The organism is Bradyrhizobium sp. 521_C7_N1_3 (assembly GCF_052075975.1).
Classification (GTDB): domain Bacteria; phylum Pseudomonadota; class Alphaproteobacteria; order Rhizobiales; family Xanthobacteraceae; genus Bradyrhizobium; species Bradyrhizobium japonicum.
Genome location: NZ_CP197232.1, coordinates 2,924,093 through 2,950,924, shown reverse-complemented (window position 1 = coordinate 2,950,924; position 26,832 = coordinate 2,924,093). Strand labels below are relative to the sequence as shown.

The following is a 26,832-nucleotide window of genomic DNA, read 5'->3' as shown; positions in this document are numbered from 1 at the left end:
CTGTTGAATTTCGTCTCGCAGTCACCTCGACTGCAGCGACGCTATGGGGCCGCTCTTTCGTTGCGGCTCGAAGAGAGGAATCATGAAAATTGTCATCGCGACCACGCCGGCGCCCGGGCACGTCAATCCTATGCTCGGCATCGCGCGAATTCTCTTGGCCGAGGGTCATGAGGTGCTCGCATTCACGGGCCGCGCCTTCAGAGAACGCATCGAGGCGATGGGAGCCACCTTCCGGCCTATTCCCGCCAGCGCAGATCAGGACATCGTCGATCCATTCTCAAAATATCCCGAGTTCAAGACACTGCCTCCCGGGCTGGACTTGCTTCGCATCATTCTCGAACGATTGTTCGTCGACCACATTCCAGCGCAGCACCACGGATTGAAAGACGTGCTTGAAGACGTGCAGGCCGATGTCGTCATTGGTGACGACTGCTTCCTCGGCCTTCTTCCGATGCTCCTGGAACCTCGTTCGACCCGACAACCTGTCGTCTGCTTCGGCACATCCATCCTGCATTGGCCGCGGGAGGACGGAGCGCCCGACTTTCTCGGATTGCCGCCGGCGCCCAGCCCGGCCGACCATTCCCAAACGATTCAGGACTATGACAGGATCGTCCATCAACCGCTTGCCCGGCGGCTGAATGGGTATCTGGAAGAACTAGGGACGAAGCCGCTTGCAACCCCTCCATTTGAAGCGATGGTGCGGATGGCCGACATCTACTGGCAGTTATCAGTTCCGAGTTTTGAATTCCCCAGGGCTCTACCGCGCTCCGTGAAGTTCATCGGGACACCGCCGATCATCCCAAACCAGGCGTCGCTTCCGCAGTGGGCCGCAGACTTGGACGGCAAGCGCAAGGTCGTTCTCGTCACTCAGGGGACGGTGGCCAACCATGACTTCAATCTCCTGATCGTGCCCACTCTCGCAGCGCTGGCTGAAGAGCCTGATCTCCTCGTCGTCGTCACCGCGGGCGGGCGGCCGGTCGCGGACATCCCCGGTCCGATCCCGGCTAATGCGCGTCTTGCGAGCTACCTGCCGTTTGACTGGATATTACCCAGAGCCGACGTATTCATCACAAACGGCGGCTATGGAAGCGTCAATCAAGCCATGAGCTTTGGCGTTCCTTTGGTTTGCGCCGGGTTGACCGAAGACAAAGCCGACGTGAACATACGCGTCGGATGGTCCGGAGTCGGAATTGATCTCAGGTCAAACGCGCCAACGCCTCAGGCCATACGCCAGTCCGTGCGGACCGTCCTTGATACCGACAGATTCCGCCGACGGGCTTTATTGATGTCCGAAGAATTCCGCGGGATCGACACTCGGACTGAGATCAGCTCCGACATCAGACGATTGTCTGCCCATTTTGGCAATCGAGAGCACGCAGCTTGAAGTGACGAATTCGCCGGGGCTGGCACAGTGCCACCCTGGAGCGGATTGCCACATGCTCCGACCTCGTGCCGCCATCCCGATGCGCGGATGCGGCACGAGTTGCAGTAGACGCATCTGGCGGCTGAAATGGTTTCACTTCCACCGCACTTCCAGACCGCCCAACATCCCAAGCATCGCTACGTCCGATTGGCAACTGACGCATCGATCAGCAATCGACAAGGACCCATGTCCGCATGATGCTCGTCGATGACATTGACTGGAAGGATCACATGACCACGATTTCTCGTCGAAAAATGCTCGCCGCAACTGCCGCTACTGGGATATTGACAACAGCTGCGGCCGCGCAGCCGCAACAAAACAACCCCATCCCCCAGCCACAGCGTCCGGGCCGCGGCGGTTCCGATCTCGGACCTCGCAATCTGGCGCGAGACCAACAGAACCCCGATATACTTGTACCCCCTTCGACCGACCGCGGGTCTCTGCCCAACCTGCGGTTTTCGTTCTCTGATGCGCATATGCGACTTGAGACCGGCGGCTGGACACGCCAGGTCACACAGCGCGAGTTGGGAGCAGCGACAGCTTTGGCAGGCGTGAATATGCGTCTCAACGCTGGTGGCGTGCGCGAACTACACTGGCACAAGGCCTCCGAATGGGCCTACATGCTTCAAGGTACTGCCCGGATCACGGCAGTCGATCCGGATGGCCGGTATTTTGTCGATGATGTCGGCGTAGGCGATTTGTGGTTCTTTCCATCCGGTACACCGCATTCGATCCAAGGACTTGGTCCGGACGGCTGCGAGTTTCTTCTCGTGTTCGACGATGGAGATTTCGACGAAGACAATACCTTTATGATCAACGACTGGTTCAAGCACACACCGAACGAGGTGCTCGGCAAGAATTTTGGAGTTTCACCCTCGCTGTTTGGCCATACCCCGGACGAGAGCGAGCGGTATATCTTTTCGGCTCCTTTGCCCGGCCCACTTAACTCTGAAAACATTCGGGGAGCGAACCCCGTAGAGACCAGCTATACGTGGCGTTTGATGGCGCAAGAGCCCATTCGCACCAAGGGCGGCACGGTGCGCATCAACGATTCCCGGCTCTTTCCGATCAACACGACAACCGCCGCTGCGCTGGTCGAAGTCAACCCGGGCAGTATGCGCGAGTTGCATTGGCATCCAAATGGCGACGAGTGGCTCTATGTCATCGAGGGCGAGGCTCGCATGGGTGTATTCGCAGGTCAGGGCCAAGCGCGCACGTATGACCTTAGAGCTGGCGACGTCGGTTACGTCCCGGTCGCCATGGGGCACTACCTTGAGAACACCGGATCTGGTCCATTCCGCTTTCTTGAGACGTTCAAGAGCCGCTACTTCGTTGATTTCTCTTTGGACACTTGGATGGCATCGACCCCGCCCGAGCTCGTTGACGCGCATCTGAAGTTGCCCAAGGACGTCATGGACTCCTTGCGGAAGAGCAAGGCTCTGGTCGTTCCGAATTAGGTGGCTTTCTGTTGAGGCGCGCCGTCGGACAAGTGACGGTGCTGCCATCGCAATGAGATGATTATGTGGCATCGGGATATTCGTGCTATCGTGAAGGCCGAAATGTCGAAAGCTATCCAACCTAGCTGAACTTGCAGGTGCGCCTCGCAAGTCGAAACTCGGATAACGTAAGCGATGACCAAAGGCAGCGAAAGACGACTTCATCGCCGCGATCTGCTTGGCTGGGGTCTGACAGGGGTGGCCGCAACCGTGGTCGGTTCGCAGCCTTTGACGGCCGCTCGCGGGTCCGCCGCCGGCGACAAGAGCAAGCGGAGAGCTCGCTACCAGCCGACCTCCCCGGAAATTCGTAACTTTTATCGCGTCAACCGATACCCTGCTCGATAGGGACGCTCCTGTGCTCGTAAAGACATCAAAGCTGTCTTTCTCGAAGAGGTTAAGCGGTGCAGAACGCTCATCCCCTTGCTATGAGCAGGACCGCCGTGCCTTCCTGAAGCGATCCGGGCTCACCGCTGCAGGCCTGTCGGTGTTAGGCTCGCTTCCTTTGGTGTTTGTAAGGCCGAGGCTGGCGCTCCGCCTGCCCCGGGAGCAGGTGTGGTTACCCGCAAGAACATCTGCACGCATTGCTCAGTTGGATGTTCCGTAATCGCAAAGGTTTCGAACGGAGTTTGGACCGGTCAGGAACCTGACTATGACAGTCCGATCGCGGCTCACATTGCAAGGCAGCCGCGGTTCGCGATGACGTCTTGAGCCAGCGACGCCTCCGCTATCCAGTCAAGCTTGTGAACGGGCAATGGATCCGGATCTCCTGGAAAACGGCGATCGATGAGATCGGCGACACGTTGTTTACAATCAGTGAGGGCAGGGCCCGATTCCGTCTATTGGCTTGGGTCTGCAAAATTCACCAACGAGGCGGCCTATCTCAATCGCAAGCTAGCGGCCTTTTGGGGCACGAATAATTCGGATCACCAGGCCGCATCTGCCATTCGACCACTGTTACTGGCGTAGCCAACACATGGGGCTACGGCGCCATGACGAACAGCTACAACGATATCCGCAGCGCCAAGACAATATTGCTCATGGGAGGGAATCCCGCCGAGGCACATCCAGTCTCTCTGCAGCACATTCTTGAGGGCAAAGAGCTCAACCGAGCCAACATGATTGTTGTGGATCCGCGCATGACACGGACCGCTGCTCACGCAACCAAGTACGTCCGGGTTCGACCGGGCACTCACATTGCAACCATCTACGGAATGCTGTGGCATATCTTCGAGAATGGCTGGGAAGACAAGGAATTCCTCAACCAGCGGGTATATGGCGCGGAAGAAATCCGTAAAGAAGCAGCTAAGTGGCCGCCGAGCGAAGTCCAGCGAGCCACGGGACTTCCCGAGGCCCAGGTTCGCCATATTGCGCAGCTGTTCGCGACGCAAAAACCCTCGACCTTGATCTGGGCGATGGGCCAAACCCAATTTGCAACCGGTACAGCCAACGTGCGAGCCAGCTGTCTTCTGCTACTCGCCACTGGGAATGTGGGTCGACCAGGCACTGGCGCCAATATCTTTCGAGGTCACACCAACGTTCAGGGTGTCCGCTTTGGCCTTCGCCGTGGCTGCCGTGTTCGCCGCGGTCTGGCTCTGAAGCTTGTCGAGCTTCTGCTCAAGCAACTTTAACTGTTGCTTTAGCAACGCGATCTCCTGTTCGCTGCTGCTTGCCATTGGGCTTGGGCTTGCGAGGTCGCCAGCGCGGCGGCAAGATCCAGTGCGGCGCTTGCATACTTTGTGCATGTCACGCTTCCTCCGCTTGTTATGTGTCTACCCTAGTGGGAGCCGTGTTGATTGGCTAAGCCTCGCGCGGCCCCCACTTTTGCGCAACCCGACTTTGGGTGATGAGCTTGCATCGCCGAGCTATATCAGCGAGGTTGCAGCGACGGACGCTGTGAGAAAAGGCGTCAGCGCGTCAGCGGTCCGCAGCAGCCCATACACGGTCCAGGGTTGTCGTCCCACCTCAGCCGTGTACCAGCCGGTTATGATGGCAATCCAAGGCAGGGGAAAGCTGAGAAATATGCACCACAGGGGCACGGCCGCTTTGCTCAAGAGCGTGTCTTATGCTCAAGGTTAAGCCCAACCAAGAGACTGCAAGCATGATGATCCCGCAACCGACCATAATGCGAAAAGTAAAAATGGTAATCGCGACCGGGCGTCCTGCCGCGAGAAGCTGGTTATGCCGACCTCCTTTGAGGTCAGGCTCAGACTTCCTTCCAAACACCGGGATCGCGACTTCGTACCGACTCGACTCTGTTTCCGCGTTGGGGATCGCGATCAATACCTCAGAGGCCGGCTGCTGGTCATGCCACCTGCCCTCAATGGCCGCGAATTTCGCTGGCTGGTAATCATGAACATAATCGCCAACAAGATGCCCAACGTAGAGCTGAGCTGGCAGGAGCGTGGCAGCTAACGCAAGGCCCATGCGCAGCATCACGAGCGATTCGCTCCGGTGAAATTGCCGCAACAGATACCAGGCGCCGGCAGCCGCCACACAGACGGCGCCCGTTAGGTACGAGGCCAAAAGCATATGCGGGAATCTGGTCCAGACCACTCGATTGAAAATGATCTTCGACCAATCATCAGGTACGAATTGGGCATCCTGCAGGACGTACCCCACCGGCACTTGCATCCAGCTGTTATTGACCATGATCCAGAACGCGGACAGCGCGGTACCGAGCGCCACCATTGCGGTCGAGGAAAGATAGAACCAGGGGGGCACACGAGGGCGTGCGAAGATTAGGATGCCGAAGAAGCCAGCCTCCAGCGCAAATGCTGTATATGAAAGGAGTGCCCCCTGAACAGGACCAGGCATTCTCGAGAGCACGCTCCAATTCGTTCCAAACTGGAATGCCATCACAACTCCCGAGACGACACCAATCCCAAACGCTACGCCAAGGACCTTCAGCCAGAACTCAAACAATAAGCCGTATACATTCTTTCCTTTGTACATATGCATCGCTTCGAGCACTGTCAGCCAAGCCGCCAGACCAATCGTGAAGGCAGGAAAGATGATGTGGAATGAAATGGTGAATGCAAACTGGAAGCGAGATAGAAGAAGCGCTGTCGGATCCATTCACCACTCCTTGCTTGTTCCACCCGTTCCTCGCCTCAAGATCACGCTGGGGCACATAGGTTTTGGCGAGCCAGTCTTTCGAGCCAAATCCGACGCTGGTGGAGCAAGCGGTATTCGCCGCGTCTTTCAAACCCACTGCGCCTGGCACCAGCCGCCAAGATTGTCGTTGCACCGCTCAGCAGCCGAGCACCGTCCATCTTGACAGCCTGCCTGCGGCCTCGTCCGAGCAGGGCAACATACGACGTAAACGTGACCTCGCCTCTTCGAAAGCCAGATCAGGCGCTCGCATCTATGTTCTGTTATACATGCGATCCACCACGCTGCGCCGCATGCACCATGGCTGCGCCCGACCGAATCGCGCGGCTGCGGAGGGCGCCGCGAACAGAATCGACGACGACCAACCAAGATCCCGCGAACAGCGCCACATCCTTGATGACCAATCGGCCGGCGCCAGAAAGGTATGGGAAGCCATACTCCGCGTCTCCAAGATCAGGAACCCATGCTTCCGGAGTCGTGAACAAGAATGACAAAGTGACAAGTGGCGTCAGGAACGAAAGAACAGCTCCAAGCAGTCCGTAACGAGGCGATGCCAGACCGATCAGAGTGAGAAAACCGATGGCCACCTCGACAATTCCAAGCCCTTGCGAAAAGCCGTAGGTGTTATTCTTGGTTTGCCACTCCCGCTCGGCAGCGACGAATTGCCCTTCGCGCGCGAGATGGGCCTTGTATTGTTCTGGGTGGTTATAAAACAACCGCATCACTGCATTATTTGCTACGAAGGGCGTGATGCTGTCCGCCTCATAGGGGACAAATTTGAGCCCACCGATCCATAGGAAAATGATCGCGATTGCAATGCGCATTGCATGGATGCCAAGTCTTTCGGATTGGCTTCCGGCAACCCAGTGAGCCGCATGCAGAACGTCTTTTCTTACTCTTGCTGCTTGGTCATTCATGCCAGATCCTTTCTCTCGAGCGTTTGTAGAGGTAGGTAGCGCTGAGAGTGCGACATCACCTCTCATCGAACACCGGCGACATCTCGCTCGCAACGTGAGCACTCCAGAAACGAATGCTTCAGCCCGGGCTAGACGGCATGACGGTAATTGGGAGTGACCCACTAGTGGAAGTGAAGTTGGTGCTTTTGTCGGTTGAAGAAGATTCACTTGTCGCCGACCGCCGTGCTCCAATCGGGAGTGAACTTCCCCCGACGAACTCTTCGCGGCCTTCCTTGTGAAAGTTCATTCCTATTAGCCCTGGATAGTTTTGGCCAAGGACGATGTACTTCACGAGCAAGATCCCGGTGGGCACGGCAGCGATAACGGACGCAATCACCACAATGAACGCGGCCGTGTACGCCGCTAAGAATCGGGACCGGGGCCCTTCAATTCTAAGCAGATGACGGAGATTGCGACTTTCTTGTTGTGGCGTTTCCCTGACCGCACCAACACTGGGGCCGCTGTTTGGTTTCGACCCGCAGCCACGTCGATTCATCAGAACTGTCGCAGCTCCCGTTGACAGGTTTGCAGGCTGCAGGGCCTCGGCTACGCGGGGTCGCTTCGCTTCAATCACTGCGTCCAAGAACCTGCTTGCTGATTTCGGTGCTATTCCCGGGTCGAGGGCTCGCGCTGTCGCTCTGATTTGTGGCAGACCGAGCTGGAATGCGCCCGGTGCTTGAGGGGCCAAGAACTGGGGCCAGGTGTCCTTGACTAGCCTTCTTCTTGGGTGAGCTGCGGCGGAGCAGCACATGCCGAATAGACGACAGTGAGCCAATCGCGCATCTCACGATAGAGTCCTTCAGATTGCTTGGCGTCTGGAGCCGGCCCGCAGGTTCATCGTCATTCCCTCACCTCGATGACACCCATCATACCTTTGTCCTCGTGATCGACAGCGTGACAATGGTAGACAAACCGACCAACGATTTCAGGATCGGTGAACGGAATCTTTACCTTGATCAAGCCCGGCCCCTCGTGCGTCGCTGGAGGTACTGAAAAAGTATCGCGCAAGCTATCGTCGTGCCGGGTATCGCTACCCACCTGCGTTACGAGAAACGCCGTCTGATGGATATGAAAGCTGTGATATTGTTGGTCAGTATTCACCACTGTCCACTCTTCAGTGTCCCCCAGCCTAACGGTCTGATCCGTTCGGGCTTCGTCAGTCAGTTTGCCGTCGATCAAGAAGGCCGTCCGGTCAGGGGTTCGTGAATAGAGCAATGTCCGGTGTTGCGCGATGTCTGCCTGCCGAACCTCCTCTATCCACCCGCCATCATGTAGCCGTTGGGCCAGAACCGCTGCTTCGACCGAGGTAGTGCTTGCTGGCCCCGTGGACCGGACTACAGCCATGGGAATACTGGGCTCTTCGGCTCGCCAAGCCTCATTGCGAAATGGAATTGTTTTCAATGGGTAAGTACCGGCCGGCGGGCCGATTGCTATCGCATCCACTCGCTCCCCCGGTCCAAGAAAGAGCTCCGCCGCCTTTCGTGGACACGACAACATATGTCCGTCTGTTGCCACGATGTAGAGCGGCATGCCGGAAATACCTATTTTATAAAAGCTCGAGGCCCCAATGTTTGCAATCCGCCACAGCTGCATCTCTCCTGAGCGTGTCTCAACCAACGGGTTGAGTTGGCCATTTATCGAGACGAGCTCGGTCCCGTCCGGGGCTCTCGCATGCTTTATCAGAAAGAAGCGTTCCGGCATCTCGGCCAATAGAGGAAGCAATTGCTCGCTGCCATCGACGACGAGAGCGCCCGACATGCCGGCCATGATCTGATCATTTACGGTGCCGTGCGCATGGGGGTGATACCAGAATAGGCCCGGACCCTGGCGTCCATTCGCTGGTATCCGCACCTGGTACTCAAACGTCTCACCAGGTTGAACATGAACGAAGACATTGTCGCTGTTTCCGCTCGGAGAGACGCTCAAGCCGTGAAAGTGCATGTTCGAGGAGGTGCCAATACCGGCGCAAATTGGACCGAAGGAATTTCCACCGTCAGGCTTGGCAGCGAGGTCATTGCAGAAAGTAATCCGCAAGACGTCGCCGACGCTGGCTCGTAAGGTCGGCGGTATATAGCAGCCATTGTAGAGGAGCCCGGGGAATGTGGTTGGGCCAAGGTGTACGTCTCCTGGCGCCGCCCTGATCGTTGCCTGGAGCACGCGATGAGAGCTGCGTAGCTCGGGCGGATAGCGGAGTAGCTCGGAGCCCGGCGCGATGGCCTGCGAGTGAGCCCAAGGAGCATACATGGAAGCTCCTCCTGAAAGTAGACACGAGGCGGGAGCCGCCGCAATCGCGGCTTTGACGAACTGGCGTCGGTCCATAGCTGAGGACATTACGATCCCTTTGGTTTTCCGTCGTTCGCTACGTCGCCACAGAACGGACCTACTAGCTGTCGGCCGAGGTCCGGAGTTGAAGCTGGACCGCAGCGCTGCGCACCAGCCTTGAAAGTCTCAAAAGTTACGGGTTTTCTTGCATCTAGGAAGTGAAATCCGCTCATGAGCAACATGCCGCATGGTGCAGCTGCGCGGCATGCTGCTCCGACCCGAAACGCCGTCATGGTAATGAAACGTCGAGTGTGGGGCCAACCTGCTGGCCAACCGCCATACAGAAGCCATGTAAAGAAGTGAGTGCCTGGAAGATTGCACTACGAGTTGGGCATATGCGTCAGATACTGGTAGATGGCTTCTAGCTCGTCATCATCCATTTTGCCAACCGAACGCCACGGCATTTGTTCGCTGATTTGATGGCCATTGGGATCGATACCAGTCCGCATGGCGGCACTGAAACCGGCGAGCGTCCAGTCCTTGACCAGATTCAGGTCGGGTCCGAGCGGCGCCAACTGCCCTGGTATGCCGCCGGTCAACTTCTCGCCGTGGCACTCGCGGCAGTCTTGGTACGACAGGATGTACTCGCCAAATTCTGCGGTCGGCCCCTTCGCCGGACCCGAGACATGGCCAGTGATCACCGGCTTGGCAGGTGGCAACATGCCCGCACCAAGCATGACGAGCCCGAGCACATTCATCCGGTCAGGCGGATCCGGCGTCGGGGTTCCTGCCGCAGGCACATTGCGAATATAGGCGATGACGGCTTTGATGTCGTCGTCGCTCAACCGCCCGGCCCTGATATAGGACATCATGGTCAGCCACCGCCCATCCGCATCGATGCCGTTTCGAATGGCGCGGAAGATCTCGCCATCGGACCAGTGTTTCAATGGACCGGCCGTAGTCAGGTTCGCAGCCACGAACGATCCAATTGGAAACTGGAGTTCAACAGCCAGATCGTAGCCGCCGGTGAGCGTGCCGGTGTGTGAATGGCAGGCGCCACACAGACCGTCTGCGATGCCTTTGCCACGTGCAAGCATTTCCGGCGTCGACGAAACCTTAACGTCCGGGACCGGGGCCGAGCGCCTATGCTGCTCAAACATCCCAATGGACATGAGCGTGGCGACGGACGCCGCCGAAGCGGACAGCCCCCCAAACAGACCTGCACCGCCCCATTTGATGGCACGGGTTTCAGCATGCCAAGTGCGGACTGCCGACCAGGCCAAGATCGCTGCAACGGCAATCAACGCCAGCAATTCAACTATGTTCTGCATGGTACCCTTAGATAAGGTGGTACGTGGATGGATCGGAGCAGGACGACGTTTGCTGCTGGTCTATGCTGTTGACAGCGCGCCCACGTGAAGCCGCGGGGCGCGCGGATGGCACAAAGGGTGACGGCTCAAGGTTCTGCACGGCTATTCTCTCGAACTCCAACGCGGGCGGTTCTGAGCCGCTATCGCTACGGAACAATTGCAACCTTCGGAATTGGGTTACAGCCGTAATGTCGGAACCCGTCCGCTCGATGAGAGCGAGCTGATGCGTGTAAGCAGCTGCCGATGGCTTCAGTTGAAGCAACCAGACGTCGCAGACGTCATACAGGCAGGCGATGGATCAATATGCTCGTTGCTCTTGGCACGGCCTTAGATGCAAGCGGGGCGAGAAACCGATTCCCGGTGGGGGCCGTTGCTGGCGAGAGGCAGCCAGCTCGATTTCGGCAAAATGGTTGTTCGGGCCAACGGTTGATCGCGATGGTCCAGGCGCGGGCTGTTGCCTTCAAGGACCTGGTTCAAACTGATAAGGTTTGTCGCTTTTCCTTATCAGTTGGCCTACTAGCTCCAGTTGCGGCCAATTCGGCTCAGCCGACGTTAGCCATCAGCTGGTCCAAAAAGTACAGTCCTATAAATATCAATCGCTTTTCACAATTCGAGACCGCCCGACCGCTGGGAGATGGCGGCAAGAAGAACTTGGTCTCTCGATCGCCAATCTTGATCCGGTCAATCGGCTGGATCCGGTCGATAGTACGATCATTACGCAGACGTTCGCGGTAGAGGCGGAGGCGAGCTGACTGCCCCATTGCCTTAAGCGATCATTCAAACGCTCTATGGCTCGTGAAGGCCAAAGCCTCTATTGACGGGTGCTGCACCAAGACCTCAGCAAAATTTACGCACTCGCCAGGTAAAGGCAAGGGCAGACTGCCGGCGACGCCGGTCCGCGAGGACCAGCCGAGGCTCGACATAGAGAATTTCTATTACGCGCAGGAAGACGAGGTTTTCGCGGCATCGAAGCGCGACGGGTTCGGCTGGAGCGTGTACCGGCCGCACACCATCGTTGGCTACGCCGTCGGCAACGCCATGAACATGGGCGTACGCTGGCGGTGTACGCGACGATCTGCCGGGAAACGGAACGGCCATTTTCCTTTCCGGGCGGCCACGCAATGGAATGGCCTTACTGACATGACCGGCGCGACCCTGCTGGCCCGGCATCTTGAATGGGCCGCCAAAACAGCGGCTGCACGCAACCAGGCCTTCAACGTCGTCAACGGCGACGTCTTCCGCTGGAACTGGATGTGGACCCGGCTGGCCGATTGGTTCGGGATTCGCCGGCGACCTATTCCGGCGACGGAATTCCGCTGGAGCGCCAATTGATCGATGCGGGTCCGGTCTGGGCCGACATCGCACGCAAATATCGCCTGGCGGAGCCCGATCTCGGTCGGCTTGCGTCGGCCTGGCACACCGATGCAGATCTCGGACGCCCGATCGAGGTGGTGACCGACATGAGCAAGAGCCGGCGTTTGGGCTTTTTGGACTACCAGGCGACCGACGACAGCTTCTTCAATTTGCTTGAACGGCTGCGCGAAGCTCGCATCATTCCGTGATCGTTACGTCGCGAGCAGAGAGGCTTCAAATCGGGCAAACAGCGCAGCCGGTCCGGGATACACCTCGACGCAACCTGCTGCCCGCAGCGAAGCCTCGGTGAAGCCGCCCGAGAGCACTCCGATCGCTGCGATGCCGGCTTTGCCTGCCGCCGAAGCATCGTAGGGCGTGTCGCCGATCGCAATGGCCTCGGCGCCGGCGATATCGAGCTTTTTCAGCACGGCCTCGAAGAGGTCCGGAGACGGCTTGGATTTCTCGGCATCCTCCGACGAGGTCGTAGCGTCGACCAGATCGATTATTCCTGCGATGTCGAGATACTCGTTCAGCTCATCCTCCTTTGCGGACGACGCGATCGCAACCTTAGCGCCAGAGTTCCCGACGCGCCGCAGCAGATCGGGGACAGCCGAGAAGGACGTACCAGCGGCAAGTACGTGCTCTTGAAGCGCTTGCCGCGCCACTCCTGTGTTTCGGCGTGGAATAAGGACCCCGTATTCGGGGTGATCGGCATCCAATCGGGGCTCTGACGCAGTTTTGGTGCAGCTGGGTTTATTCTGCGCCGATTAGTCTGGCTTGAAGCAGATCGATTTTGCCACGGCCGTACATTTGGCGTCTGACGAGCTTGAGGCGCGTGATCTGCCCCTCAGTCTGTCCGTTGGACCAGGGCGAGGTGATCGCCGGGAACCGCCGCTTCATCGTTCGTTACGCCGCGGGCGAACGATGCAACAAGACTGGCGCGAGCGCGCTCGATCCATGGGACGAGGCCCGCCTCGGTCTTGCGTCGGATCATCAGGTGGAATTCGGCGATGATCTCGCGTGCCTCGACCAGGGGTGGCACGCCAGCTTCTACCGCAGCGACGGTCACCGTCTCTGCCTTCGATAGCGTATCCCGTCCGACGGTCATGAGACGAGCGATCGTTCTGGCCGATGGAATCCGATGAAGGGTTTCGACATCAGTCTTTTCGGCCCGCCGTCTACGAGTCGTCCACTCGCCGACAACACGAAGGGAGCCTCGGAAACCGCGCGCCCGTAAGCGGCGCCAAAGTTCAGCGCCGTTTCGGCAACCGGCTGCCCATTGGTCGTCGAGCCATGGCAGGTGCTGATCGAGAGAGCTCTCCCGGGTCCGGAAGACATCATGGCGTTCGCCGCGGATCACCTGTCGCACCAGCCCCCTGCTGTGGCCCGTCTGGCGCACTATCTGCTTGATCGGCGTCCCACCTTTCGACAGGCTCAAGATGGTCGCGTTAGCCTCCTCGCGCCGGAGATAGCCCTCATATTGGAGACGCTCCGCAGCTGTTAGCAGCTCGGGATTGATCGTAGTTGCTCCGATTGCGCTGCGGATCTGGCGCATCGATTTTCGGACGGCATCGAGGTAGGCCCGGCTGGCGTTCTCCATCAAATGCCAACGATCTGCAACCTGTACCGCGTGCGGCAGGGCCTTTGCTGCGGCTTCGCCATATCCTCCGCCGCGGTCGCGGGCGACGATCGCGATCGTGGGATGGGCGGCGAGCCAGGCCTGGGCGGTCGCGGGCTCACGGTCCGGCAGCAGGGTGACCACCCGGCGCCTTTCCAGGTTGCAGATGATGCTGGCGTATCGGTGATTGCGCCGCCAGGCCCAATCATCAATGCCGATAATCCTGAGCGGGTCAGCCGGCGGACGGCTACGGCGTCGAACCACGCGAAGGAGCGTATCCTTGCTCACCGGCAGCATCAGCCGTTTTGCGAAGCCTGCCGCCGGTCGTCCGCCAAGAGCCAGACCGAGGTGATGGACAATGGAGTCCAGCCTCGCCGTGCGTCGCGCTGATGGAGCCAGCACCCCTTCGTCGAAGCGCTCAGTAAAGATTTGGCGCCCGCACAGGACGGCGTCGCAGCGGAAGCGGCGGGCGACCACCAGGAGCTGTACGATCCGCCTCGAAAGCGGGAGGTCAGTCACGCGTCGCCGATACCGGCTATGGACACGCCGAGAAACTGTTCCGCACAAGGGACACAGACCGACGCTTCCGGACGCCCGGATCTCAATCACGGCCTTATCACCTTCGTAGTACGCACTCTCTACAACAAACCCACGCGGCACCAGACTGAAGCGGTGGAGTGCTTGCTGCATGGCGTTGATTCTCCTCCAATCAAAGCGCCACGCATCCCCCAAACTGCATCAAAAGTGAGTCAGAGCCCCAGTCCAACGCCGATTGACAGCACCGCCCGCGGTTTGCGCGTGCGCCAACGCAACGCTCGTTAGAAGACCTCCGGTAGCGGTCGCTGCCAGCATATTCTCCTATGATTCCAAGATACAGTGCTTCTGCGCACCGACGTCTCTCTCATATGGAGTTTGCGCTGCTCGTACAGTAGTGAAACGATTTCACGCGCGAGATGACGACGGTTCACATCGACCGCTCCGGCGCACACGGGCGGGGGCGCGGAGCATCTGCCCGAGGATCACACAGTCGTGTTCAACAGGGGCCTCGACTCATGCGGGATGAACTACAGACGAAGCTGGAAGCTCGGGCAAGCCTGTCGATTTCAAGCAACTGCTCGGGATCGAGCCGGATTGCGGCACGACCAATATTCGCAACGTGAAGAGCAACACTGGATGTCATTCGGCCTGCAATATTTGAATGGCGGTTGACAGCCAGCGTCTAATCAAGCAGCCGGCACGACGTTGTGGTTCAGCCGGAACATATTGGTTGGGTCGTAGGCCTTCTTGATGGACGCCAACCGCTCGTAGCACCCCGGGCCGTAGATCGCCGCGGCGTCAGCCGCCTCATCCGGCGCGAGGTTGTTGACGTACCGCCGATCGGCCTGCCAAGGTCTCATGCCCTCGAGCAGCTCGGCGACCGATCTCTTGAGCTGCTCCTCCTGCGACAGCGGACCGGCTGCGACGGCTAACAGGCTGTACGGCAAGCCCCTGGTCACTACGGCATTAGGCACTGCCGGCTCGCGGTCCCATCCACCGCCCAGCGCGCGCAGCTCGGCGAGCACCAGGGCGGTCTCAGCGTCCGGACCGACGAGCTCGATCAGCTTATCCTGCGCCTGCGTGGGGAACTCTCGCAGCATGATGCTCCGCTCGTAGTATGGCAGCGGGTCGGTCGGCTCGTTGTGGATCGATGCGACCTCGCTGTACGGCATGTCCCGCACGGTATCCAGAACCGCCGGGGCTACCGCTCGAAGCGGCTCTACCATCCGCTCGCCGTCCGCAGTCGTGCCGTTGTAGGCGACCCGCACCGAAACAAGAAACTTCCCGCGCAGAGGCTCGGGCACTTCGAGCAATGATGGCATACGCATCACAGCGATTGACGTAGTCATTGTCTCCGGTGTGCCTGGATGCCAAGCGGCCCAGGCTCGCAGCACCTCGGCCATCCGCTCACCGGGGAAGTAGATGCCGCCGGCGTAGAGGCGAGACACCGGAAACAGGTTGAATTCCAGGGCCGTGACCACTGCGAAGTTGCCCTTGCCGCCGCGAAGGGCCCAAAAAAGGTCGGGCTCCGATTCCGCGTCGACGTGCCGCCGTTTGGCGTCCGCAGTGACCATCGTCTAGCGAGCGCACGTGATCGGCGGCGTAGCCGTGAGAACGGCCGAGGGTCGGGCTGAGCCCGCCACCCAGGGTGTAACCAGCGACTCCTACTGTGGGGTTCGTCCCGTTCAGCGGAGCTAGACCAACCTTGGCCGCCTTCGCAATCACTTCCGACCACAGCACGCCCGCGCCGACCCGCGCCGTGCGGCAGGCCGTGTCGATCGTTATATCGTTCATGCGGTTCGTTGCGATCATAACGGCGCCTTGCGCCTTGCCGACCATCTGATGGCCGGTGTTCTTCACCAGAACAGGCCGTTGCTGCCTCGCCGCGAAAGTAACCGCGGCCTGGACGTCGGCCGAGCTCTTCGGCACCACGATCACCGCCGGCTTCAGCTCATGATTGAGATTCCAGACGGCACGTTCGTCGTCGTATCCCGCTTCGCCCGGGAGTAGAACCGAACCCTCGATTGCGGCTGTGAGAGACGCCGCATCCGCCGGCAATACCGGCGACGAGCACGAATTGTTGAAAGTCATTGCATGCATACAAGACACCTCCGATGGGTCGAAAAAACGTCGCTCTTCATGAACCTAAGGAACGATACTGCCTGATGGTCTTGTCATGACATGCGACACCTGCCTCCGCTCGCCCACGCGCGAGACCCGGTTGTTTGCCCGAGCGAAAAGGCACGGAAGACGATCGCCACGATCCATGGGCGACGATGGTCCACCAGGCAGAACCATTCACTCTCGCCAAATCGTCAAGGACAAACGCGGATAACGGTTTTTCCCGCGCGTCGCTCGGTCGAGTTGAAGGCGGCAACAGCATTGTCGAGGGTTGAGACGTTTCCGATGTTCGTCCGCAGCCGTCGGTCGCGCAACCGCTGGACGATCTCACTCAGTTGGGTACGGTCGGATTCGACAACGAAGTCGACGGTCAGGCCGTCGACCGGCCGCGCGTCGGATGGCCCGACGACGGATACCAGCGTTCCTCCGGCTCGAATCAGGCGTGCGGACCGCCTTCCGATGTCGCCGCCGATGACGTCGAATACAAGATCGATTCCACCGACGTCTTCCAAAGCGTCGGTGCCAAGGTCGAAAAACTCCTGCGCGCCGAAATCGAGCGCCTTCTGACGATCGGCCGCGCGTCCGGTGCCGATGACGTAGGCGCCAGCCTCTCGTGCGAGTTGCGTCACCATCGACCCGACTGCGCCGGCCGCGCCGTGCGCGAGGACGGTCTGCCCCGCCCGAAGGCGCCCGTGCACAAACAGTCCCTGCCACGCGGTCAGGCCCGAGATCGGCAGACTCGCGCCCACCGTGAAGTCGACGTCACCCGGCAACGGCGCGAGGTTGCGCGCCTCCATGGCTATATACTCTGCCAAGGTGCCGTCGCGATACCAGTCAGCGAGGCCGAACACCCGCTGTCCCACCGACAACCCGGTTGTGCCGTAGCCGAGAGCAGTGACCACTCCGGACAGCTCATGGCCGGGGATCGCCGGCGTTCGGTCACGCTCGAGCCGATCGGTCCAGGTCGAGGGCCACTCCAGCTCAGTCGGGACGAAGCCCGATGCTTGAACCTGAACGATGACGTCGTTTATCGCTGCCTGCGGCTTGGGTCGCTCCACCAGCTTCATTCCAGCCGCTCCGGCTGCCTGGTCAGTCACAGCGACCGCCCTCATGGTACTTTTCTCTTTGGTCATCTGTCACCCTCGGTTTGGAAGCGCGGCGCGTCGGAGATCGACAAAACGTCATCCATTGTGGAATTCCTCTTCTCTTAGTCCGCGATCTGCTCCGTCAGCATTGATCCTAGGCGCCCACGAGCCGGATGGACTAGGATCGCCGCTGCTCGCTAGTTGGCGAAGAGATGCGCAGTGTTTGGTCGTATAACAGTACCAAGATTGTGGACTTCGACTGTACCATCACGCGATGACGGCGCTCCCGATCAACTCGATCGTGCCGCCGGGGCTCCGCAATGCCGTTGGCCGACCGCGATCGGTACGCGTATGGATCCAATCCATATCACTGCCTCCGGTTGGTTCAGCAGCATGTCCGCGAAGTGACAGACCAAGCAGTTGTCGTTGATCGCGTCGGCCGTCGAACCGCCCGGAAATGGTGGTAGATCGACGGTCATGGATTTGAATTCGGGCTGCCCGGGCCCCAGGCGTTGATCGGCGAGGCGTTAGCAGACTCCAGCCGCAGTCGCTCCTCCGACAAGGCGACCGACGGCCTTGATGAACAAACAACGGTCGAGCGTGGAAGACCGGCGCATTTGCATCGCTTGTCACGTGCATGACGGTAGGTTGTCGGCTCTTCCATCGGGCTAATTTCCATCTGCTATCAACGGACGGATGGCGGCAGCCGATCGAAACGGGTCGCAACGGCTATCGCCCCGTCACCCAGCGCGACACCCGCATGAGGCTACTGAAATCCCTGCGCTGAAAACTGGAGTCTTTATAGGCCATGACATCAGCCAAACCTGTGCCCTGGGTGGTCTCGGGACGGTGTTTGAGGCTGTCGTAGAGGGCTTGCAGAAACTCCTCGGCGAAGTGCAGCGGACGCGGGTAAGCCACCTGGACAGTGGCCCGCTGCTCCGCAGCAAAGTCGTCAAAGCCGGCCCCTACGAGATCCATGTTCGCGCCTTCGGCAAGAAGCGCCGCGATCGGGTACAAATGCGGAGAAATTCCATTTGTCGTATGTAGTGCGATCGCAAGCCAGACGCTTTGGCTATCAGCTTCCGAAATGCCGCGACTCCGCAAAAACGAACGTGCCGCGTTTGCCCCATCCACTTCATAGCGAAGGTGGCTATCTCCGTAGTTTGCGGTCAGGCCATAATCATGGAACATAGCCGCGACGTAAAGAAGTTCCTGATCAAAGGCCATGCCCTTGCGTCTACCCGCCAATGCAGCCCAACAATAAACCCGGATCGCTGGATGTCGGGAAGACGGCAGCTAGCGGGCGAGCAGCGCCCGCGTAGCACCGATCACATCATCCTGACGCATCAGGCTTTCTCCGACCAGGAATGTCGATATCCCGAGCAGGCCAAGCCGGGCCAAATCCGCAGGCGTGGATATGCCGCTTTCGCCGACGATCAGGCGATCTTTCGGAATCAGAGGCGCCAAGCTTCGCTCGTCGCAAGCGTTGTCTCGAAGGTCCTCAAGTTCCTATGATTTATACCGATCATCGGCGAACGCAGCCGCGAGGCTCGCTCGAGTTCGCCATGGTCGTGGATTTCGATCAGCACGTCCATACCATGGTCGAGGGCCGCCATGATGAGCAAAATGCAGTCCGCCCCATATGCCCGCGCCTCCACGACCTGATAGGTATCGAAGATAGAATCCTTGCGCAGCACGGGGAGGCTCGTCGCCGCGCGCGCCGTCGCCAGGAAGTCCAGGCTTCCCTGGAACGACGGCCTGTCGGTCAGCACGGACAAGCAAGCCGCGCCGCCTGCTTCGTAGTCTCGGGCAAGTGAAGGTGGATCGAAATTCTCGCGTATGAGCCCTTTCGACGGAGATGCCTTTTTGATTTCAGCGATCAGCGCATACTCGCCCGTCGCCAGCTTGCTACGGATTGCCGTGACGAATCCCCGCGGAGCCGAAGCGGCCTTGGCGAGCGACATCATTCGCCCTTCCGAACGGAGTCGCCTAGCAGTCTCGATCTCACGACGCTTGTAGAACTCGATTTTCCTGAGAATGTCTGGGATCATTCATCTGCTCCTTCGATCCGGCAAATCTACGACAGCCCATGACGCTTGCGCCGGCGCATAGCTCGCTTCAGCCTCCGCGTGATAAGGCGCGGCCGCTGACCGGCACCGCCAGCAGCACGGCCACACTAAATCCCGCCGCCACCCAGCCGAGCCGCATTACGCCCCCATCGGCGAGAACCAGCGCACCGACCGCAGCGCCGGCCGCGCTTCCGAGATAGATGGCTGACGAGTTGAGGGACAGACCGACCGCAGCGAGATCTGGAATCAGCGCGACCAAGCGCGCCTGCTGCGCCGTCATCACCCCCCAGCTGGCCAGCCCCCAAAGCAGGATGGCTGATAGCAAAACGAACAAGGCCCGCGCAGGCCCGAGCGTCACACCCAGCGAAAGGAAAAGGTAGGCCAGAACAGTGAGGCCGCCACTTACGATCACGGTAAAGTCCGCTCCCCAGTGGTCCGCCATGGCGCCGCCGAGCCGGGTACCGAACGCGCTGGCCAGCCCGAAGCCAAAGAGCACCAGCGCGAGGCCTTGTGGTCCAATCCCGGAAACATGCGCGAGAAAGACGCCAAGATACGTATAGAGCGTAAATGTGCCGGCGACCGTCAAGACGGTTGGTCACACGAATAGATGCGCCGCACTGCGCCGTGCAACAGTACCAAGATCGCCGATTTTCACTGTACCATAGCGTGGTGACTCGCTTTCAATCCGCGCAGCCAGCTGGATCCTTGTCTTTGACAACAAGGGCAAACCGAGGCCGACTTGGCGTTCTTGGTGCACCACTTCGCGTGCATTCTTGGTGCTATTTTTCATCACTGACGATCCTATCTCCGTGTAAAAGGAGAGTAACCATGAAGATGCGTATTTTATTCGGCGCAGCTTGCGCTGCCATGGCAATTGCTGTCGCAACGCCCGCCGCAGCCCATGACGGCGGCGAGACAGTCAAGCCGATCTTCCAGCAGACAATATCCAATATTCCCGGGAAGTCATTGATAGCCGTGGTTGTCGACTACAAGCCGGGAGGCGCGTCTCGGTCCCATACCCACGCCAAATCGGCTTTCATCCTCGGCTACGTCTTGTCGGGAGAAATCGAGTCGCAGGTGAATGACGGCCCCCGGCGCGTCTATCGTGCCGGCGAGAGCTTCTACGAACAGCCGGGCTCTCGGCATCCCGTCAGCCGCAATGCGAGCAAGAACAACCCTGCAAAGCTCCTGGCGGTGTTCGTTGTCGACGCTGACGACAAGGAACTGACCACTCCGGTCAAATGACGCGTCCTCTAGGACGATATAACCAACATTGATGAGTTAACCAACCGCCTTTCATTACGGCACTGTCCGACCCGAAGGGCTTAGGGACTGCCGATGTGTAAGGCTACGTTACGCAGAGCAGTCTTCATCGCGCCAATTCCAACAGTCGACGACAATCCATCTTCAGTCGTCGTTCATTGAGATTCGTCACGCCGAGTAGCAGTCCCTGTCGCCGGGAAGGCTGCATGTACCATGGCGACAACGGAGTTGGCGCCATGCCGAGCTGCAGAGCGCGCGAAGCGATGTCCAGGTCTGACATTGTGTCGGGAAGCAGGATCGCGACCGCTAGGCCGCCGGTTGCTTGCACCCTCATCGAGGCTGACACGGCATCTCTCAGGCAATTGAGCAAACTTTCCCGTCGGGTGGCGTAGAGCCGCTTCATTCGGCGTAGGTGACGAAAATAATGTCCTTGCCGAAGGAATTCCGCGACGGCGCGTTGCACGGCAGCGGCGGGCGCTGGTGCCAAGCAAGCAACGAGTTCACCGAACCGCCGACTCAGTTCCGATGGCACGACCAGGAAACCCAGGCGCAGCGAAGGACTGATCGTCTTGCTGAAACTGCCAACATGTAGAACCCGCCCGCCATGATCGAATGATGCGAGCGCGGGAGCCACCCGTCCTGTCAACTGCAGCTCGCTCAGATAATCGTCCTCGATGATCCAAGCGTCGTTTCGTCGAGCCCAGGCGAGTAGCGCGAGCCGCCGCGACAGCGACATGGTCACACCGAGCGGCGCCTGTTGGCCTGCCGTCACGACCGCCAGTGACGCCCCGGCTGCGGCCCGCACACCGGCGAGTACGTCCAACCCCTCCGCATCGACCGGAACCGCCGTAACAATCATTCCAGCTAGGTTGAGCGCAGTACGGGTGAGCGGAAAGCACGGATCCTCTATCCAAGCTCCTTTCTTACCAAGCTGAAGCCCCTGGATCACCAGACCGAGCGCCCCGGAAAACCCGCCGGTTACGATAACCTGAGACGGGTCGCAGCGAATGCCACGGGCCAGCGCCAAGTAAGCCGCGATCTCCTTTCGAAGCTGCGGATCGCCGCGCGGATCCGGATAAGTTACCGGCAGCGCCGCAGCCTCCCGGGCCTCGCGCACCAGGAGGCGTGACCACAGCTTGAATGGGAAGGCGTCCTGAGAGGGCACGCCCATCTGAAAGACCCGCGGCGCAAGTCCGAAATCATGGAAGAGCTCTGACAGAAGCGGCTCTTCCCGCGACCGATCGGACATTGAGGATCGGAATTGTCGGGCGGCCACACGAGTTCCAGCTGGCCCAAGACCAAGCGCGAACTGCTCCGCGACGAGACGACCATAAGCTACACGTACGGTCCCGCGAGACACACCGAGCTGAGCGGCCAGATTCTGCCAAGAGGGCAACCGCGAGCCCGAGGCGAGCCGTCCATTCTCGATTCCCTCTCGGATAGCTGAATAGATCTGGGTCGCCAGAGGGATCTTTCTGGCATGATCGAGTTGGATGGAAAGGCCAGCCATCACCGGGCGCCGCGACCGATCTGACATATGAAAGCTCAGCTTAGCGCGCCTATTTTACACACTTAGCACGATCTTTCCCTGCGGCTTCGGTCGTCGGCCATCCAGCATCATATGTGCTTCTCGCGCATCAGCGAGAGGCATGATGGCGGTTACTCCCGTCTTCAGATCGCCGCGATCGATAAGCGCTGAGATTTTGTTCAAATAAGCCGTCGTGACGTCTACCAAAAAGAAGGTCGCGGTGACGCCATGCTTTTCCGCCAAAGCTTGATCTGGTTGGGAACCAGTCGATATCAGCTTTCCGCCCTGCCGCAGAACCCGAAAAGAACGGGCTTGTGTTTCTCCTCCTATGAGGTCGAACACCACATCAACGTTCCTTACTTCATCTTCAAACGGTTGCATTTGATGGTCTACGACTTTGTCAGCACCAAGTGCTCGCACGTATTCGATGTCTTTCGTACCAACGGTGACCACCGAGCGCACCTTGGCTCGACAAGCGAGTTGGACAGCGAACGCTCCAACGCTGCCGGCCGCGCCGTGGATGAGAACCGTCTGGCCGGCTTCGAGCCGCGCGTGGTCAAACAAGCCTTGCCAGGCGGTCACAGCGACGACGGGAACCGCGGCAGCTTCGACGTAGCTGAGCGAATTTGGCTTTCGGGAGAGCATCGCAGCCGATGCGATCGCATATTCGGCATAAGCGCCAAGAAACTGGGTATTGGTTACCCCGAACACTTGATCGTTCACCGCCACGGACGAGAAATCCGGATCAAGAGCCGTCACCTCGCCGGCGAGGTCCGAGCCGAGTGTGAGAGGAAGGGGCTGAGGCAAGGCGCTTTTCCCGGCCCTGATCCATGAGTCCCAGGGGCCGACGCCCGCCGCATGCACTTTAACAAGGACCTGGCCTGCAACCGGACGGGGTCGAGCGGTCTTTTCAAAGACCATCTTTTCTGCAGCACCAAACTCGTGGACTCGCCACGCCTTCATTGAAGGTTGGTCCGCTTTCTCTCTGTAGGACGTGGTTGCCATGTAATTGCCTTTTCATCGTCTTCGGAGACCGCTCATCTCATTTGACCAAGAAGCGCTTTCTTCAACCGGTTGCCAGTTTCACTTACCCAATACCCGGCCAATCCATTCCGCTACGGTGATCGCGGGCCGCAGTGCGATCAGGATTACGGCGATCACCATCAGAAATCCCGCACCGTACACTGTGACGAATTCGCATCGCAGATACGAACCTGAAGCGCGCCTATTACGCCTCCGGGGATTCGGACGAACATTTATCACAAGTGGATCTGTTGCATCGTCGATACCCCTCGACTCATCCGCCCGCCTAACGCTGGAGGCGCAGGTAGTGAGCACTCAATACTGACTGCCTATTACGGATAGGCAGGTGCTATCGCCACAAAGACGGCCAGCATCGACGTTGTCCCTAGGGCGATGCCACCCGTCACGGTCGCGAGCTGGCACAGCGAAGCGCGGCCTGAAATCCGCCCGCTTTGAAGGTCGACCTCGCCCTCGATGAACTCGCGAAAGCTTCGAGTAGCTGCCCGATAGGGTTCCATGTTTCGGCTTGAATATCCACACCCGGTCATTAGCCCTAGCATCATATGAGGGTGACCATCGTCAGGACCACTGAAGTCTCGCCGCCTGCAAACGCGATCCAGAATGTCAAAACGATATAGGCTATACCAACCAACGTTATTGCGATTGCGAGCGGATGAACGCAGGTCGCCGGCAGCGAATTTGCGACGACAGTTTCTCCTTCATGCAATGGCGGCGCCTCGCGATCCATTTGTTCGATGTGGGCGAACCGTCGTACCTGCGGATAGCGCGACATCATCAATCTCCCGTTTGGCCGCTGGTAAGATGGCAGTGCGGCACGTCAGGGCCCAGTTTGAGCAGTCTTTAGCGAGAAGGAAGTGAAAGAAGGTCAACCGATGTATGAGCACGCTGCATCATCGTCAGTTTTTGCATCAACTGCGCGTCGGCCAGCCGGCGTTAGCCCTTGGGACTGAGCAACGTTCGAAACACGTGCATCGGAGCTTCGTTCCGATCGAGATTTGAATTGCCCTAGTGAGGTCGATACAAAGCAAAATCGCTCACCAAGAATTAGACGACATCGTCCCTACGTTCACCATAAAGGTCACATCATCGTTCAAGCTACCTCTAAGACGCGCCGCGGTGGTACCGGCGCGGGTAGTCGGAGCGAATGTACACTTACCAGCTGCTCAGGCTGGAGCGTCGATTTTAGTCCGCTCGCAGCAACGAGGTTAGTTCGGCCAGGCTGAACCGACGATGATCGAGCGGAAGTTCTGGCGGACATAGGTCATGTCCTTGAGCGCAAGGACGTCAGCCTTCACGTTCCCGAACGTCGTCATGGGCTTCAATGATGATCCCTTTGGCGAAGTGATCTATAATGTTCTCCTTGAAGTTCGTCTCGCGGGGATGATGGACGCAGACATGGTCACGCTGCTCATGCGTGAAATCGTGATAGGCGATCCCAAGCACATCCATCGCCACACCCGCGGTCACCAGCGCGATGGTGGGACGCATATGCTCGGGGATACCAGGCGTGGTGTGGAGCGCGATCGCGGTCCAGACATCTTCGATTTCACGCTCCGGCAGGCCGTAGCTCTTCATGAAATCGCGCGCGGCATTGGCACCGTCGACTGAAACGCAGGTTGGGACTGGAATATTTCTCTGTGCGGCCCACGTCGTGGAACATCGCACCGAGGTAAAGCAGCTCCGGCTCGTACTTTAGGCCGTGGCGCTCGGCGGTGAGCGCGCCCCAAAGGAAGACACGGCGACTGTGGTTGTAGAGCAGGTCGTCCTCGGTATCGCGCACGAGCTGCGTAGCAGCGCGCGCGAGGGCGTTGTCAGGTACGTGGATGCCGGCGATGATCTCAGACATGGAGCAATCTCCTTGTTCGCGTAGCGGGCTGGTTGCTCGTCGCTAATTGCCAATGGAGAATCGCTCGCACAAGGAAGGGCCTCCTTTGGATCAGGACAGCCGTACGTCTTTTTCTGACATGACGGTTCTAGCGGAAGCAGGCCGCGCCAGCGTTCTCTTGCCGGGCCCAGCGCGGTCTATCCCGGTCCCGACCGTCGGAAGCTCGCGCGGTATTGGATGGGGCTCACACCAAGACGGGCGGTGAACACGATCCTCATCCGATCCGCCGAACCGAAACCGCAGTCGAATGCAACCGCCTTCAGCGGCCGGTCGCCTCGCTCCAGCATCATGCGCGCCGCATCAACGCGGGCGCGCTCGATGAACTCGTGCGGTGTGATCCCGGTCGCCTGCACGAAATGTCGGGCAAGATTTCGGGGACTCATGCCAACCAAAGTTGCAAGCGACCGCAGCGAGTGGCGATCGCCGACGTTCGCCATGACACGATCCTGGATACGTGCGATCGGCGATTCCGGATCGGCAGGCGCTGTCAGATAGGGGCTGAACTGTGATTGTCCGCCCTGGCGCTGCGCAACCACGACCAGCCGCTTGGCCACTTTGAGCGCCGTTTCGGCGCCGTGTCGCTGCCGACCATCGCCAAACCCAGATCTATTCCCGCCGTCACATCCGCCGCGGTGATCAGCCGCCCATCGCGCACATAGATCAAATCAGGTTCGACTTTCGCTCTTGGGAACCTAGCCGCCAGCGCCTGTGCATCCTGCCAATGGGTTGTAACACGCCGATCGTCCAGCAGACCGGCGGAGCCAAGGACAAAAGCGCCGGTGCAGATCGAGCCATAGAGGCTCGACCGCCAGGACAGCTCCCTGATCCACTGGAGCAGGCGCGGGTCGAGCTCGGTTTCCGGTGGCGCCGGAGTACCCGCCACGAGAATGATGTCGAAGCCGCCCATCGCCTCCTCGAAGGTGAGGTCAGCCAGCATTTGGATGCCGTTCGAGGCACGCAGCGGGTTGCGGTCCGCAGCAACCAATACTGTTTGATAACGATCGGCACTATTGAGGAAGGTGTTCGCCTCGCTGAACATGTCCATCGGTCCCGCCACGTCCAAGGCCTGGACCCCCTCGTAGACGACGATCGCAACAGCTTGTACCGGCACCTTTACTGCCTCTCCAGTCAGGCGCCTTATTATGCATGTCGTTCACACAGTGCAAAGGCCTGGCGGTGTCTGAACAGGCGAGCGGGCGCCGTTGTTTCGCTGCTGCGTTCTTGTCGGGGATCGTCGATGCACCGTCTTTGCGCGCGCAGTGTAGCCCCCGCTGTCTGCATCCCCCTTACAACTGCTTAGACCGCGGATGTTACAACACCTTGTGGTTGATGTTGCACTAGACCTTGTTGATTGCTTCTCGCGTTGTTGAGCAGAGCTCCCTTTGACCGTGGCGCACGCAAAGCCTGCATCATGCAGAGGAGGGCCGTTGCTGTCATAGTCGCATCAGCTTTTAGCGACATGCCGCGAGCAACGGCAGGCCGCGGCGACCAAATTGCCCGCGGAAGTCTGCAATCCGGTCCGCCGTACTGATAAGCTTTCGTATGAAACCTTATCAGTCGAAGAATTGACTCCGTTTGCGACCAAACCTTATCAGTCGACGACTGACATTTGCGACCAAATCTTTTCAGAGGTCAGAATGGCTCGCTTAGCCATTTTGAGATGGAGCCTCAGCGAGACTCAAAAGCAACTCTGCGCCGTCGAGCAGTCCAT

Annotated in this window: 19 protein-coding genes and 9 pseudogenes; 7 read left to right on the top strand and 21 right to left on the bottom strand. The window is 59.2% G+C overall.

Annotated elements, in window-relative coordinates; translation table 11 throughout:
* Positions 1-82: 82 nt before the first annotated feature.
* From AB7008_RS13385 to AB7008_RS13375, 3 genes and pseudogenes are all read left to right on the top strand, one after another.
* Entirely contained in the window at positions 83-1,384 is a 1,302-nt protein-coding gene (locus tag AB7008_RS13385) for a glycosyltransferase (RefSeq protein WP_039156629.1), read from the top strand.
* 269 nt (positions 1,385-1,653) lie between these two features.
* A complete protein-coding gene (locus tag AB7008_RS13380) occupies positions 1,654-2,880 on the top strand; it encodes a cupin domain-containing protein (protein WP_039156626.1) in 1,227 nt (408 codons plus the stop codon).
* 415 nt (positions 2,881-3,295) lie between these two features.
* Positions 3,296-4,463 (top strand): annotated as a pseudogene (locus AB7008_RS13375) (molybdopterin-dependent oxidoreductase); the annotation flags it as partial.
* Positions 4,464-4,781: 318 nt separating this feature from the next.
* Here AB7008_RS13375 and AB7008_RS13370 read toward each other — a convergent pair.
* From AB7008_RS13370 to AB7008_RS13350, 5 genes and pseudogenes are all read right to left on the bottom strand, one after another.
* Positions 4,782-4,955 carry a cytochrome ubiquinol oxidase subunit I gene (locus AB7008_RS13370; protein ID WP_253575071.1) on the bottom strand — a complete coding sequence of 58 codons (174 nt, stop codon included), beginning with the start codon at positions 4,953-4,955 and terminating at the stop codon, positions 4,782-4,784.
* Entirely contained in the window at positions 4,882-5,994 is a 1,113-nt protein-coding gene (locus tag AB7008_RS13365) for a cytochrome ubiquinol oxidase subunit I (protein WP_441258935.1), read from the bottom strand. Before AB7008_RS13365 ends, AB7008_RS13370 begins: the two co-directional genes overlap by 74 nt.
* Positions 5,995-6,293: 299 nt before the next feature.
* A complete protein-coding gene (rclC, locus tag AB7008_RS13360; RefSeq protein WP_148311896.1) occupies positions 6,294-6,947 on the bottom strand; it encodes a reactive chlorine resistance membrane protein RclC in 654 nt (217 codons plus the stop codon).
* 879 nt (positions 6,948-7,826) lie between these two features.
* Complete coding sequence (locus AB7008_RS13355) at positions 7,827-8,753, bottom strand: multicopper oxidase family protein (protein ID WP_232208712.1); 927 nt, start codon at positions 8,751-8,753, stop codon at positions 7,827-7,829.
* Between the two features lie 21 nt (positions 8,754-8,774).
* Positions 8,775-8,927: pseudogene (locus tag AB7008_RS13350) on the bottom strand (multicopper oxidase domain-containing protein); the annotation flags it as partial.
* Here AB7008_RS13350 and AB7008_RS13345 point away from each other — a divergent pair.
* On the top strand, positions 8,868-9,044 hold the full coding sequence (locus tag AB7008_RS13345) for a hypothetical protein (protein WP_232208713.1): 177 nt from the start codon (positions 8,868-8,870) through the stop codon (positions 9,042-9,044). The pseudogene AB7008_RS13350 and the gene AB7008_RS13345 sit on opposite strands and share 60 nt — an antisense overlap.
* Positions 9,045-9,628: 584 nt before the next feature.
* Here AB7008_RS13345 and AB7008_RS13340 read toward each other — a convergent pair.
* Entirely contained in the window at positions 9,629-10,579 is a 951-nt protein-coding gene (locus AB7008_RS13340) for a c-type cytochrome (protein ID WP_039146665.1), read from the bottom strand.
* Between the two features lie 900 nt (positions 10,580-11,479).
* Here AB7008_RS13340 and AB7008_RS13335 point away from each other — a divergent pair.
* Positions 11,480-12,180 (top strand): annotated as a pseudogene (locus tag AB7008_RS13335) (NAD-dependent dehydratase); the annotation flags it as partial.
* 3 nt (positions 12,181-12,183) lie between these two features.
* Here AB7008_RS13335 and AB7008_RS13330 read toward each other — a convergent pair.
* Positions 12,184-12,690, bottom strand: a complete 507-nt coding sequence (locus tag AB7008_RS13330; RefSeq protein ID WP_232208708.1) for an HAD family hydrolase — start codon at positions 12,688-12,690, stop codon at positions 12,184-12,186.
* Positions 12,691-12,724: 34 nt separating this feature from the next.
* Positions 12,725-14,279 (bottom strand): annotated as a pseudogene (locus tag AB7008_RS13325) (ISL3 family transposase).
* A 391-nt stretch (positions 14,280-14,670) separates the two neighbouring features.
* Between AB7008_RS13325 and AB7008_RS13320 the strand changes: the two are divergent.
* Positions 14,671-14,754: pseudogene (locus tag AB7008_RS13320) on the top strand (SOS response-associated peptidase); the annotation flags it as partial.
* Between the two features lie 58 nt (positions 14,755-14,812).
* On the opposite strand, the gene AB7008_RS13315 reads toward AB7008_RS13320, so the two are convergent.
* The 7 genes and pseudogenes from AB7008_RS13315 to AB7008_RS13285 all read right to left on the bottom strand — a co-directional run bounded on the left by AB7008_RS13315 (position 14,813) and on the right by AB7008_RS13285 (position 20,191).
* Positions 14,813-15,700, bottom strand: a complete 888-nt coding sequence (locus tag AB7008_RS13315) for an FAD-binding oxidoreductase (RefSeq protein WP_441258934.1) — start codon at positions 15,698-15,700, stop codon at positions 14,813-14,815.
* Between the two features lie 16 nt (positions 15,701-15,716).
* Positions 15,717-16,217, bottom strand: a pseudogene (locus AB7008_RS13310) (FAD-binding oxidoreductase); the annotation flags it as partial.
* 224 nt (positions 16,218-16,441) lie between these two features.
* Positions 16,442-17,359, bottom strand: a complete 918-nt coding sequence (locus AB7008_RS13305) for an NADP-dependent oxidoreductase (protein WP_039156615.1) — start codon at positions 17,357-17,359, stop codon at positions 16,442-16,444.
* A gap of 702 nt (positions 17,360-18,061) precedes the next feature.
* On the bottom strand, positions 18,062-18,604 hold the full coding sequence (locus tag AB7008_RS13300) for a phosphohydrolase (RefSeq protein WP_323980666.1): 543 nt from the start codon (positions 18,602-18,604) through the stop codon (positions 18,062-18,064).
* Between the two features lie 24 nt (positions 18,605-18,628).
* Positions 18,629-19,383, bottom strand: a pseudogene (trpC, locus tag AB7008_RS13295) (indole-3-glycerol phosphate synthase TrpC).
* A 67-nt stretch (positions 19,384-19,450) separates the two neighbouring features.
* On the bottom strand, positions 19,451-19,987 hold the full coding sequence (locus AB7008_RS13290) for an MFS transporter (protein ID WP_051664500.1): 537 nt from the start codon (positions 19,985-19,987) through the stop codon (positions 19,451-19,453).
* A gap of 9 nt (positions 19,988-19,996) precedes the next feature.
* Positions 19,997-20,191, bottom strand: coding sequence for a hypothetical protein (locus AB7008_RS13285; protein ID WP_148311895.1), 195 nt, complete (start codon positions 20,189-20,191; stop codon positions 19,997-19,999).
* Between the two features lie 38 nt (positions 20,192-20,229).
* Between AB7008_RS13285 and AB7008_RS13280 the strand changes: the two genes are divergently transcribed.
* Positions 20,230-20,646, top strand: coding sequence for a cupin domain-containing protein (locus AB7008_RS13280; protein ID WP_039146662.1), 417 nt, complete (start codon positions 20,230-20,232; stop codon positions 20,644-20,646).
* A gap of 124 nt (positions 20,647-20,770) precedes the next feature.
* Here AB7008_RS13280 and pdxR read toward each other — a convergent pair whose 3' ends face one another.
* The 6 genes and pseudogenes from pdxR to AB7008_RS13250 all read right to left on the bottom strand — a co-directional run bounded on the left by pdxR (position 20,771) and on the right by AB7008_RS13250 (position 26,232).
* Positions 20,771-22,177, bottom strand: a complete 1,407-nt coding sequence (gene pdxR / locus AB7008_RS13275) for a MocR-like pyridoxine biosynthesis transcription factor PdxR (RefSeq protein ID WP_200875166.1) — start codon at positions 22,175-22,177, stop codon at positions 20,771-20,773.
* A gap of 51 nt (positions 22,178-22,228) precedes the next feature.
* The gene (locus AB7008_RS13270) at positions 22,229-23,197 is read right to left on the bottom strand and encodes an NADP-dependent oxidoreductase (protein ID WP_232208699.1); all 969 of its coding nucleotides are present in this window, start codon (positions 23,195-23,197) and stop codon (positions 22,229-22,231) included.
* 350 nt (positions 23,198-23,547) lie between these two features.
* Positions 23,548-23,733 carry a hypothetical protein gene (locus AB7008_RS13265; protein WP_148311894.1) on the bottom strand — a complete coding sequence of 62 codons (186 nt, stop codon included), beginning with the start codon at positions 23,731-23,733 and terminating at the stop codon, positions 23,548-23,550.
* 41 nt (positions 23,734-23,774) lie between these two features.
* On the bottom strand, positions 23,775-24,008 hold the full coding sequence (locus tag AB7008_RS13260) for a hypothetical protein (RefSeq protein WP_210165491.1): 234 nt from the start codon (positions 24,006-24,008) through the stop codon (positions 23,775-23,777).
* Positions 24,009-24,441: 433 nt separating this feature from the next.
* Positions 24,442-25,082 (bottom strand): annotated as a pseudogene (locus tag AB7008_RS13255) (HD domain-containing protein).
* Between the two features lie 176 nt (positions 25,083-25,258).
* Positions 25,259-26,232, bottom strand: a pseudogene (locus AB7008_RS13250) (GlxA family transcriptional regulator).
* Between the last annotated feature and the right edge of the window lie 600 nt (positions 26,233-26,832).

Bases quoted from the DNA above. Each gene is read 5' to 3' on its own strand.
- AB7008_RS13315 (WP_441258934.1), bottom strand. From the start codon at position 15,700: ATGGTCACTGCGGACGCCAAACGGCGGCACGTCGACGCGGAATCGGAG.
- AB7008_RS13260 (WP_210165491.1), bottom strand. From the start codon at position 24,008: ATGTCGCGCTATCCGCAGGTACGACGGTTCGCCCACATCGAACAAATG.
- AB7008_RS13345 (WP_232208713.1), top strand. From the start codon at position 8,868: ATGAACGAAGACATTGTCGCTGTTTCCGCTCGGAGAGACGCTCAAGCC.
- AB7008_RS13270 (WP_232208699.1), bottom strand. From the start codon at position 23,197: ATGGCAACCACGTCCTACAGAGAGAAAGCGGACCAACCTTCAATGAAG.
- AB7008_RS13385 (WP_039156629.1), top strand. From the start codon at position 83: ATGAAAATTGTCATCGCGACCACGCCGGCGCCCGGGCACGTCAATCCT.
- AB7008_RS13285 (WP_148311895.1), bottom strand. From the start codon at position 20,191: ATGAAAAATAGCACCAAGAATGCACGCGAAGTGGTGCACCAAGAACGC.
- AB7008_RS13380 (WP_039156626.1), top strand. From the start codon at position 1,654: ATGACCACGATTTCTCGTCGAAAAATGCTCGCCGCAACTGCCGCTACT.
- AB7008_RS13305 (WP_039156615.1), bottom strand. From the start codon at position 17,359: ATGAGGGCGGTCGCTGTGACTGACCAGGCAGCCGGAGCGGCTGGAATG.
- rclC (WP_148311896.1), bottom strand. From the start codon at position 6,947: ATGAATGACCAAGCAGCAAGAGTAAGAAAAGACGTTCTGCATGCGGCT.
- AB7008_RS13280 (WP_039146662.1), top strand. From the start codon at position 20,230: ATGAAGATGCGTATTTTATTCGGCGCAGCTTGCGCTGCCATGGCAATT.
- AB7008_RS13365 (WP_441258935.1), bottom strand. From the start codon at position 5,994: ATGGATCCGACAGCGCTTCTTCTATCTCGCTTCCAGTTTGCATTCACC.
- AB7008_RS13355 (WP_232208712.1), bottom strand. From the start codon at position 8,753: ATGGCCGGCATGTCGGGCGCTCTCGTCGTCGATGGCAGCGAGCAATTG.
- AB7008_RS13340 (WP_039146665.1), bottom strand. From the start codon at position 10,579: ATGCAGAACATAGTTGAATTGCTGGCGTTGATTGCCGTTGCAGCGATC.
- AB7008_RS13265 (WP_148311894.1), bottom strand. From the start codon at position 23,733: ATGGAACCCTATCGGGCAGCTACTCGAAGCTTTCGCGAGTTCATCGAG.